Source organism: Sphingomonas bacterium, assembly GCF_028289855.1.
Classification (GTDB): Bacteria; Pseudomonadota; Alphaproteobacteria; order Sphingomonadales; family Sphingomonadaceae; genus Sphingomonas.
The window spans coordinates 1-10,160 of sequence record NZ_JAQGKZ010000029.1 but is presented as its reverse complement, the minus strand read 5'-3'; the positions used below and the strand labels follow the sequence as shown (position 1 = coordinate 10,160).

Sequence of the window (10,160 nt, the reverse complement as noted above, 5' to 3'; positions counted from 1 at the left end):
GAGGCGTATATGCGCCGCGCGATCGACGCCGCCGGCTATCGCGAGGTCAAGACGCCGCAGGTAATGGATGCGCGCCAATGGGAGCAGTCCGGCCATTGGGGGAAGTATCGAGAGAACATGTTCGTCATCCCCGACGAAGTGCCGAACGTCGAGGATGAGGGCGCGTTGGTGTCGGGCAAGGGCGACTGGATGGCGCTCAAGCCGATGAACTGCCCGGCGCACGTCCTGATCTTCCGCCAGGGGATCAAGTCGTACCGCGACCTGCCGCTCAGGCTGTATGAAAACGGCTGTTGCCACAGGAACGAGCCGCACGGCGCGCTTCACGGGCTGATGCGCGTGCGCCAGTTTACGCAGGACGATGCGCACATCTTCTGCCGCGAGGACCAGATCGTCGACGAAGTGCAGGATTTCTGCCGCCTCGCCGACCGCATCTATCGCGATTTTGGGTTCAAGTACGCGATCAAGCTCGCACTACGCCCCGACAATCGCTTTGGATCGGAAGCGGATTGGGACAAGGCCGAGAACGAACTGCGCGACGCGGTCGCAGCAGCCGGGCTCAATACACCCGAATACGGCTGGGAGGAACTGCCGGGCGAGGGCGCTTTCTATGCGCCCAAGCTCGAATGGCATCTGACCGACGCGATCGGGCGGACGTGGCAGGTCGGCACGATTCAGTCCGACCGCGTACTGCCCGAGCGGCTCGACGCGAGCTATGTCGGCGAGGACGGCGAGCGCCACCGCCCGGTCATGCTCCACCGCGCGATCTTCGGCAGCTATGAGCGCTTCATCGGCATCCTGATCGAGCATTATGCCGGCAAGCTCCCGGTCTGGCTCGCGCCGGTGCAGGCGGTGGTCGCGACGATCGTGTCGGACGCCGATGAATATGCCGAGCAGGTTGCGGCCGAACTGCGGAAGGCGGGGCTGCGGGTCGATACCGATCTTCGCAACGAGAAGATCAACTACAAGGTGCGCGAACACAGCTTGGCCAAGGTCCCGAACCTCCTCGTTGTGGGCAAGCGCGAGGCCGACGAAGGCACGGTCGCGCTGCGCCAGCTTGGGTCCGAACGGCAGCAGATTTTGAGCCTCGCCGACGTGACCGCGCAGCTAGTCCAGGCGGCGTTGCCGCCCGATCTGACCTGACATCGCGGGGAGGCTTTCGCCTTTCCCACAAAAACACTATATCGACCGTCCAACAACCACAGGAGCTCTACCTATCCCACCGCCCAATATGCGCCGGCCTTTGCAGGCGCCGCCGATGAACGGCCCCCGATTCAACGAATTCATCCAGTCGCCCAAGGTCCGCGTGATCGACCACGAGGGCGAGAATCTCGGTGTCATGTACACCAAGGAAGCGATGGAGCAGGCCAACGAACTGGGTCTCGACCTGGTCGAAGTGTCGCCCAACGCCGACCCGCCGGTCGCCAAGTTCCTCGATGTCGGCAAGTTCAAGTACGAGGCCCAGAAAAAGGCCAACCTCGCGCGCAAGAGCCAGAAGACGCAGGAGATCAAGGAGATCAAGATGCGTCCCAACATCGACGATCATGATTATGAGACGAAGATGAAGGCGGTGCACAAGTTCATCGGCGAGGGCGACAAGGTCAAGATCACGCTGCGCTTCCGCGGTCGCGAACTGAGCCACGGCCAGCTCGGCATGAACTTGCTCAAGCGGGTCCAGGACGACACCGTAGAGGACGCCAAGGTGGAGTCGTACCCCCGAATGGAGGGGCGACAGATGTTGATGGTCCTATCGCCTAAGTAACCGGGAGGTGCGATGATCAACGGCGCGCATGTCGTCATCTATTCGTCCGATGCCGATGCCGATCGCGCGTTCCTGCGCGACGTGCTCGAATTCCGTCACGTCGATGTGGGGCATGGCTGGCTGATCTTCGCCTTGCCCGAATCCGAGGTCGCCGTGCATCCGGGCGAGACCAACAACCACCACGAATTCTTCCTGATGTGCGACGATGTCGATGCCGAGATCGCCGCGCTCGCGGCGAAGGGCGTGGCGTGCGACCCGGTGACGGCGCAACCATGGGGCCGGCTGACCAAGATCACGTTGCCCGGCGGCGGTAAACTAGGATTGTATCAGCCACGCCACGAACGGCCGTGACGCGTCCGGATTACGCCGCCGGCGGTTCCCACAACTCGATCGCGTTACCCTCGGGATCGTGGGTCCGTGCGAACTTGCCGATCGACGGGTCGTTCCATTCGGGCTTGGTGATCACCTCGATCCCGCTCGCGGTCAGGCTGGCGATCAGCCCGTCGATATCGCTCACGCGCAGGTTGAGCATGTACTGCTTGTCCGCCGCCCAATAATCGGTTGCCGCCTTGAACGGCGAGAACACGACGGGCCCGCCCTGCGTGTTCCAGCTCCATTCGTCGACCGGCCCGGTATCCTCGGCGGCGCATCCCGCACCGACGCCGAGATGCTCGCGATACCATGTGTTGAGCGCGTCCGGGTCGGCCGCCCGAAAGAACAATCCGCCAATCCCCAATACCGGCATCGTCGTGTCTCCTCTGTCTGCCGCACCGTTATCGCCGTTGGTGCGACGCTACACCATCGCCCGAACGGGTGATTTTCGCGAATCCGCTTCGATCTCTTCCGCGACTTCGCCCGACGCGGCTTCGACCAGTCGGCGTTCGAGCGCCTTGACCCGGCTCGCGGTGTCGATCTTGTCGCCGGTCAGGTCGGTCACATAGAAAGTGTCGACCGCGCGCTCGCCATAGGTCGCGACGTGCGCCGAATGGATCGTCACCTTCGACTGGAACAGCGCATGCGCGAGGCTGGAAAGCAACGCCGGACGATCGCGCGCATTGACCTCGACCACGGTAAAGCGGTTCGAGGCGTGGTTGTCGATGAACGCCGCCGGGCTGATGTCGAACGCCTCAGCGCGCGGGCGCGGCAGCGGCTTGGCCTTGAGCCGGTCGGCGAGCCTGGTGCGGTTGGCCAGCGCGTCCTCGATCGCGCGGGTCAACCGGCTAAGCTGCTTGGCATCGTCGAACGGCCGGCCGATCGGGTCCTGGACGAGGAAGTTGTCGAGCGCCATGCCATCGCGCGTGGTGTGGATTCGCGCGTCGATGATGTTGCCGCCCGCGACGCTGATCGCGCCCGCGATGCGATAGAAGAGCCCGGGATGATCGGCGGCGTAAATCGTCACCAGCGTCGCACCGCGGTCGCGATCGACCGCGGTGGCGATCGACAGGGGCGCTGTGTCGGCGCTGGCAATCAGCTTCAGGTTGGCCGCGAGCACGTCCTCGGATTCGGCAACCCAATAGGATTCGGGCAGGCGCTTGACGGTTTTGGCGAACAGCTTCGGCTCCCAGCCGAGCGTTGCCGCGACCGCCTCCTGCTTGCCGGCGACACGCTCGCTGCGGCCCTTCTGTTTGTGTCCCAACCGAAGCACCTCTTCGGCACTTTCGTAGAGCGTGGTCAGCAACTGGCGCTTCCACCCGTTCCACACGCCTGGCCCGACCGCGCGGATATCGACCACGGTCAGCGTCAATAGGAGGCGGAGGCGCTCGGGGCTTTGCACCGCCTCGCAGAAATCGAGGATCGTTTTGAAGTCGGAGAGGTCGCGCTTGAACGCGGTCGCCGACATCAACAGGTGCCAGCGCACCAGCCACGCCACCGTCTCGGTCTCGGCCGGGGTCAACCCGAAGCGCGGGCATAGCCGCATCGCGACCTCGGCCCCCAGCACCGAATGATCGCCGCCGCGCCCTTTGGCGATGTCGTGCAGCAACACCGCGACATAGAGCACCCGCCGCGACGCGATCTGCTTCATGATCTCGTGGCTGAGCGGATGGTCCTCCTCCAGCTCGCCCTTTTCGATCCGGCTGAGCAAACCGATCGCGTGGATGGTGTGCTCGTCAACCGTGAAGTGATGATACATGTCGAATTGCATTTGTGCCACGACGCGCCCGAAATCGGGTACGAAGCGGCCGAACACCCCGGCCTCGTTCATCGCCTTCAGCGCCAGTTCGGGATGATGGTGACTGGTCAGCGCGTCGAGAAACAGCGCGTTGGCGACCGGATCGCGGCGGATATCATCGACCAATTTGGCGTCGCGCGACGCGCTTCGCATCGCCAGCGGGTGGATTTCCAGATCGTGCTGGTCGGCCAGCACGAACATCTCGATCAGCCGGGTCGGTTTCTCTGTCAGGAACTTGTCGTTGGGCAGCGCCAGCCGCCCGCGGTCGAGCACGAACCCGTTGAGCTTGGACGGCCGCCTTCTCAGCGTCGGCAGCCCGAAGCGCCGCCCGCGCGCCGCGAATTTCTCGTCGAGATGCGCGAGGAACACGCCGGTCAGGTCGCCGACCGCCTTCGCCTGCAGGAAATAGTAATGCATGAATCGCTCGACCTTGGACTTGCCCGGCCGGTCGGCAAACCGCATCCGCTCGGCCACCTCGCGCTGCAGGTCGAAGGTGAGCCGGTCCTCGGCGCGGTGCGCGACCGCGTGGAGGTGGCACCGCACCGCCCACAGGAACGTGTCGGCACGGTGGAAGCGGGCATATTCGGCGCGGCTGAATAGCCCCTTGTCGACCAGTTCGGCCGCCGCCTGGACGTCATAGGCGTATTTGCCGATCCAGAAGAGCGCGTGGAGATCGCGCAAGCCCCCCTTGCCCTCCTTGACGTTGGGCTCGACGACATAGCGCGTGTCGCCCATCCGTTTGTGGCGCAGATCCCGCTCGGCGAGCTTTTCGGCGATGAAGGTACGCGCCGTGCCCGACTGAACCTCCGCCTTGAACCGGCGCGCGGCCTCTTCGTAAAGGTTCTCGTCGCCCCATACGTAGCGCGCCTCAAGCAGCGCGGTGCGGATCGTCACGTCGGACTTCGCCTGGCGCACCATCTCGTCGATGCTGCGGGTCGATTGCCCGACCTTCAGCCCCAGGTCCCACAGCGCATAGAGGATCGATTCGACCACTTGCTCGTGCCACGGGGTTTCCTTCCACGGCGTCAGGAAGGCGATGTCGACGTCCGAATAGGGCGCCATCTCGCCGCGCCCGTACCCGCCAACCGCGATCAGCGTAAGCCGCTCGGCGGCGGTCGGATTGCTCAGCGGATAGAGCCGCTGCGTCGTGAAATCGTAGAGCAACCGCAGGATCTGGTCGATCAGGAATGCCTGGCTGGCGGCAATCTCCAAGCCGCGTGACGGGTGTTCGACCAGCCGCCGGTCGATCTCGGCGCGGCCCGTGGTCAGCGCGGCTTTGAGGTGTTTCGTCGCCGTCTGGCGCAGCTTGACGCGATCGCTGCCTTCGATCGCCGTCAGCGTTTCGGCCAGCGAACGCCGGTCGATGATTGCGCGGCGATGCGGCAGACTGGCGAAGCGCGAGGACATGCGCGCACGAATAGGCGCGAAGTCGCGGCGCGTCACGCCTTCGCGAAAGCCCGGCAGAATGCTACGATAACCGCCAAAGGGGGAGGCATCATGAGACCATTCGCGATCATCGGGCTGGCGGCAGGACTGTTGTTGGCGGTGCCGGCGCAGGCGCAAAACGGCGCGGTCGAGGCGCCGATCAAGACGTTTATCGACAGCTTCAACAAGGGCGATGTCGCGGGCGCGATGGCGACGCATGTCTCGACCGGCGCGACGATCGTCGATGAGATTGCGCCCTATATGTGGTCCGGCCCAAAATCGTTCGGCGACTGGGGCGCGAGCTACGACAAGGACGCGAAGGCGAATGGCATCACCGATCCGGCGGTGTCGGTTGGCGCGCCGACTCGCGAACTGGTCGATGGCGATGCCGCCTATGTGATCGTGCCGTCGGTCTACACGTTCAAGCAAAAGGGCGTGCCGATGCGCGAAAAGGCACAGATGACGTTCGCGTTGACGAAGACCGCAGCCGGATGGAAGATCGCCGCCTGGACTTGGACCGGACCCAACCCGAACCCGGTGAAATAGCCGGCTTCAACTCCGCCCGAAGCGCGCCGCGTGCGCGGCGCCTTCGTGGCTCCAGCCGAGATCGAACCGGCTGCGCTGCCCGAACTGCGCCTCGACCGCGTCGCGTAGGCAATCGCTGATCCAGTCGCGCGAGACGCCGACCGCGCGGGCATAGTTGCGCGCGAAGCCCATCACGTAGACGGGGGCGGCGAAGCCGTCGAACCGCGCCTCTTCCAGCGCGGCCAAATGACGCACAGCGATGCGCGTTTCGGCTGCGACATCCTGGAGCGACATGCCCATCCGTTCGCGTGCGGTACGCAAGGTCGGCCCCGCGACCGCGAGCGACGGTGTCGGCATCGCCAGCATGCCTGGCCCGGACGCCGGAAACAGCCCGCTTTCCGCGGGTGGATCGCTCAACCGCCGCATTTCCATGAGTCGCAACTCCCCCGGGGCGGAAGATCGCACCATTGTGTCGCCTGCGCAACAAGCGCGGGGTCAGCCGTTCCGGGCGAGAGTCTTGAGACGGTACAAGGTGTCGAGCGCGTCACGCGGGGTGAGCGCGTCGATGTCGAGCGCTTCGACCTCGGCGCGGATCGCGTCGCACTCCTCTTCCTCGGCCTCCACAGCCGCGGCGAACAGCGGCAAATCGTCGAGCCCGGCCGCCAGCCCGCCGGTCTTGGCGCGGCCGGCTTCGAGCTTGGCGAGCACCGATTTGGCGCGGGCGACCGTCGCGGGCGGCAGCCCCGCGAGCCGCGCGACGGCGAGGCCGTAGCTGCGGTCGGCCGGCCCGTCGGCGAGTTCGTGGAGCAGCACCAGTTCGCCCTTCCACTCGCGGGCACGGACATGGTGCAGCGTCAGCGCGTCGCAACGCTCGGCCAGCCGGGTCAGCTCGTGATAATGCGTCGCGAACAGGCAGCGGCAGCGATTGTCCTCGTGAATCGCCTCGACCACCGCCCAGGCGATGGCGAGCCCGTCGTAGGTGGATGTGCCGCGCCCGACCTCGTCGAGGATGACGAACGATTGCGGCGTCGCCTGCGCCAGGATCGCGGCGGTCTCGACCATCTCGACCATGAAGGTCGATCGCCCGCGCGCCAGATTGTCCGACGCGCCGACGCGGCTGAACAGGCGGTCGACCAGCCCGAGCGTAGCGCTGGTCGCGGGGACGAAACTGCCGGCTTGCGCGAGCACCGCGATCAGCGCGTTCTGGCGCAGGAAGGTCGACTTTCCGCCCATGTTCGGGCCGGTGACGAGCCACAGACGGTTGGTTTCGGACAGGCCGCAATCGTTGGCGACGAAGCGCTCGCCGGTGCGGCGCACGGCGTCCTCGACCACCGGGTGGCGGCCACCCGTAATGTCGAAACAAGGATGATCGACAAGGTGCGGCCGCGCCCATCCATCCTCGGCGGCGCGTTCTGCAAGGCCGGCCGCGACGTCGAGCTGCGCGAGCGCATCGGCGGTCGCGGCGATGGCCTCGCGCCCGGCCAGCGCGGTCGCGGTGAGGTCCTCGAGATGCGCGGCCTCGGCGGCGAGCGCGTGGCTGCCCGCCTGCGTCACCTTCATCGCCAGTTCGTGCAGCTCGGGTGCGTTGAAGCGTACAACCCCGGCGAGCGTCTGGCGGTGGGTGAAGCCGCTGTCGGCGGCCATCAGCGGGTCGGCAACCCTAGCCGGCACCTCGACATGATAGCCGAGCACGCCGTTGTGGCGGATCTTGAGCGCGGTGGCGCCGGTACGCCCGCGATATTCGGCTTCCAGCGCGGCGATCGCCCGCCGCCCGCCCGCGCCGACGTCGCGCAAATCGTCAAGCGCGCTGTCATATCCTTCGGCGACATAGCCCCCATCCGACGCGTCGATCGGCGGCATCGGCACCAGCGCGCGCTTGAGCAAGTCGATCAGCGCGCCGTGCCCGCGTAGTCGCGGCGCGATGTCCGCGAGCAATGGCGGTGGTTCGGCCAGCGCATCGATCCGCTCGCCGAGCAGCCACGCGCCGTCGAGCCCGTCGCGGAGCTGGCCGAGATCGCGTGGGCTCCCGCGCCCCGCTGCGATCCGCCCCAACGCACGGCCGATATCGGGCAGGCTGCGCAATGTCGCGCGCAGGCTCTCGCGCAAGCCACCATCGTCGTGGAGCCGCTGGACCAGGTCGAGTCGTGCGTCGATCGCGGTCTTGTCCATCAGCGGCGCGCCGATGTCCGCTGCGAGCAACCGAGCGCCCGCGCCGGTCACCGTCCGGTCGATCGCGTCGAGCAGGCTGCCCTTGCGCTGCCCGGTCTGGGTCTGGGTCAGCTCCAGACTGTCGCGCGTGGCGGCATCGATCGCCATCGCCTGCGCCGCGCTCGCGATACGCGGGGCGCGCAGGAAGGGCAGGGCGCCCTTGGCGGTATGCTCGAGATAGGCGACCAGCCCGCCCGCAGCCGCGAGCCCGGCGCGCGATAGCTGCCCGAAGCCATCGAGCGTCGCGACGCCATAAACGCGCTTCAGCCGAGTCTCTGCCGCGGTCGATTCAAACTCGCCGCGTGGACGTAGCGTGGTGGCATATTGCTCGGACGCGCTACCCTCGCATGCCAGCACCTCCGCCGCGTTCAACCGCGCAAGCTCCGCCGGCAATCCGCCGGCATCTGTCTCGACCAGCTCAAACCGCCCGGTCGAGACATCCGCCGCCGCAACGGCGATCCCACCCGCCGCCTCGCCGATCGCGACGCACCAGTTCGCCGTCCGCGCATCGAGCAAAGCTTCCTCGGTCAGCGTCCCCGCAGTCACCACGCGGACGATCGCGCGCGCGACCAAAGCCTTCGATCCGCCGCGCTTCCTGGCATCGGCCGGACTCTCGGTCTGGTCAGCGATCGCGACGCGGTGCCCCGCCTTGATCAGCCGCTGCAGGTAGCCGACCATCGCATGCGCGGGCACGCCGCACATCGGAATCTTCTCGCCGTCATGCTCGCCGCGCGCGGTCAGCGCGATGTCGAGCACCGCGCTCGCCACCTTCGCATCGTCGAAGAACAATTCGAAGAAGTCGCCCATGCGGTAGAACAACAGACAATCGTCTGCTTCCGCCTTGAGCGCGAGATATTGCGCCATCATCGGGGTAGGGGCGGCGTGGGCCATCGATCGCGGGTTAGCCCAGCCCCGTCATCGCGCAAATCCCGTTTTGCGGCTTTGCTGTGGGTAAATTGTGCGGATTTTCGCCCGTTGGCCGTCGGCGCGGGCGATCGGTGGCCGCGACAGGTGGGGGCAAGCCGGTTTCCTTATCGGGGCGCGGCCCGTAAAGACGGGTCAACAGAGAGGTTCCTGAATGACCGAAGAGAAATCCGCTCAATTCTCCGACCGCGAAGCGTTGCTGTTCCATTCCGAGGGTCGCCCCGGCAAGATCGAGATCGTCGCGTCGAAACCGATGGCGACGCAGCGCGACCTGGCGCTGGCCTATTCGCCGGGCGTTGCGGTGCCGGTGCAGGCGATCTACGACGATCCCTCGACGGCGTACGATTACACGACCAAGGGCAACCTCGTCGCGGTGATCTCCAACGGTACCGCGATCCTCGGCATGGGCAATCTCGGCGCGCTGGCGTCCAAGCCGGTGATGGAAGGCAAGGCGGTGCTGTTCAAGCGCTTCGCCGACGTCGATGCGATCGATCTTGAGGTGAAGACCGAGGATGTCCAACGCTTCATCGAGTGCGTCGAACTGCTCGAGCCCAGTTTCGGCGGGATCAACCTTGAGGACATCAAGGCGCCCGAATGCTTCATCATCGAGCAGACGCTGCGCGAGCGCATGAACATCCCGGTGTTCCACGACGACCAGCACGGCACCGCGATCATCACCGCCGCCGGGCTGATCAACGCCTGCCTGCTGACCGGGCGCCAGATGTCCGAGGTCAAGGTAGCGGTGAACGGCGCGGGGGCGGCGGCGATCGCGTGCACCGAACTGATCAAGGCGATGGGCGTGCGCGGCGACAACGTGATCATGTGCGACCGCACCGGTGTGATCTATCAGGGCCGTACCGAAGGCATGGACCAGTGGAAGTCGGCGCACGCGGTCAAGACCGACAAGCGCACGCTCAAGGAAGCGCTGGTCGGCGCCGACGTGTTCCTCGGGCTGTCGGCGGCGGGCGCCGTGACGCCCGACATGGTCAAGGACATGGCGCCCGCGCCGATCATCTTTGCGATGGCCAACCCGGAGCCCGAAATCCGCCCCGAACTCGCCAAGGCGGCGCGCCCCGACGCGATCATCGCGACCGGGCGGTCCGACTATCCCAACCAGGTCAACAACGTGCTCGGCTTCCCGTTCATCTT

At 66.1% G+C, this 10,160-nt stretch carries 9 protein-coding genes; 5 read left to right on the top strand and 4 right to left on the bottom strand.

Annotated elements, in window-relative coordinates; translation table 11 throughout:
* The 3 genes from thrS to JWM94_RS02355 all read left to right on the top strand — a co-directional run.
* Nucleotides 1–1,140, top strand: a 1,140-nt coding sequence (gene thrS, locus JWM94_RS02365; protein WP_299420956.1) for a threonine--tRNA ligase, incomplete at its 5' end; no start/stop codon positions are given.
* A gap of 88 nt (nt 1,141–1,228) precedes the next feature.
* Entirely contained in the window at nt 1,229–1,759 is a 531-nt protein-coding gene (gene infC, locus JWM94_RS02360; RefSeq protein ID WP_299420952.1) for a translation initiation factor IF-3, read from the top strand.
* Nucleotides 1,760–1,771: 12 nt separating this feature from the next.
* Entirely contained in the window at nt 1,772–2,110 is a 339-nt protein-coding gene (locus JWM94_RS02355; protein WP_299420948.1) for a VOC family protein, read from the top strand.
* Between the two features lie 10 nt (nt 2,111–2,120).
* Here the strand turns inward: JWM94_RS02355 and JWM94_RS02350 are convergent, their stop codons facing one another.
* The gene (locus JWM94_RS02350) at nt 2,121–2,504 is read right to left on the bottom strand and encodes a VOC family protein (RefSeq protein WP_299420944.1); all 384 of its coding nucleotides are present in this window, start codon (nt 2,502–2,504) and stop codon (nt 2,121–2,123) included.
* A 48-nt stretch (nt 2,505–2,552) separates the two neighbouring features.
* Nucleotides 2,553–5,336 carry a [protein-PII] uridylyltransferase gene (locus JWM94_RS02345; protein WP_299420941.1) on the bottom strand — a complete coding sequence of 928 codons (2,784 nt, stop codon included), beginning with the start codon at nt 5,334–5,336 and terminating at the stop codon, nt 2,553–2,555.
* A gap of 90 nt (nt 5,337–5,426) precedes the next feature.
* On the opposite strand from JWM94_RS02345, the gene JWM94_RS02340 reads away from it, so the two are divergent.
* Nucleotides 5,427–5,900 (top strand): nuclear transport factor 2 family protein, encoded by a 474-nt coding sequence (locus tag JWM94_RS02340; protein WP_299420937.1) that lies wholly within the window; start codon nt 5,427–5,429, stop codon nt 5,898–5,900.
* A 6-nt stretch (nt 5,901–5,906) separates the two neighbouring features.
* Here the strand turns inward: JWM94_RS02340 and JWM94_RS02335 are convergent, their stop codons facing one another.
* On the bottom strand, nt 5,907–6,296 hold the full coding sequence (locus tag JWM94_RS02335; protein WP_299420933.1) for a helix-turn-helix transcriptional regulator: 390 nt from the start codon (nt 6,294–6,296) through the stop codon (nt 5,907–5,909).
* A gap of 78 nt (nt 6,297–6,374) precedes the next feature.
* Nucleotides 6,375–8,954, bottom strand: a complete 2,580-nt coding sequence (gene mutS, locus JWM94_RS02330) for a DNA mismatch repair protein MutS (RefSeq protein WP_299420961.1) — start codon at nt 8,952–8,954, stop codon at nt 6,375–6,377.
* Nucleotides 8,955–9,165: 211 nt separating this feature from the next.
* On the opposite strand from mutS, the gene JWM94_RS02325 reads away from it, so the two are divergent.
* Nucleotides 9,166–10,160, top strand: a 995-nt coding sequence (locus tag JWM94_RS02325) for a malic enzyme-like NAD(P)-binding protein (RefSeq protein ID WP_299420929.1), incomplete at its 3' end; no start/stop codon positions are given.

What these genes read in the sequence shown, in the direction of transcription:
- infC (WP_299420952.1), top strand. Translation starts at nt 1,229, where the DNA reads ATGCGCCGGCCTTTGCAGGCGCCGCCGATGAACGGCCCCCGATTCAAC.
- JWM94_RS02355 (WP_299420948.1), top strand. Translation starts at nt 1,772, where the DNA reads ATGATCAACGGCGCGCATGTCGTCATCTATTCGTCCGATGCCGATGCC.
- JWM94_RS02350 (WP_299420944.1), bottom strand. Translation starts at nt 2,504, where the DNA reads ATGCCGGTATTGGGGATTGGCGGATTGTTCTTTCGGGCGGCCGACCCG.
- JWM94_RS02345 (WP_299420941.1), bottom strand. Translation starts at nt 5,336, where the DNA reads ATGTCCTCGCGCTTCGCCAGTCTGCCGCATCGCCGCGCAATCATCGAC.
- JWM94_RS02340 (WP_299420937.1), top strand. Translation starts at nt 5,427, where the DNA reads ATGAGACCATTCGCGATCATCGGGCTGGCGGCAGGACTGTTGTTGGCG.
- mutS (WP_299420961.1), bottom strand. Translation starts at nt 8,954, where the DNA reads ATGATGGCGCAATATCTCGCGCTCAAGGCGGAAGCAGACGATTGTCTG.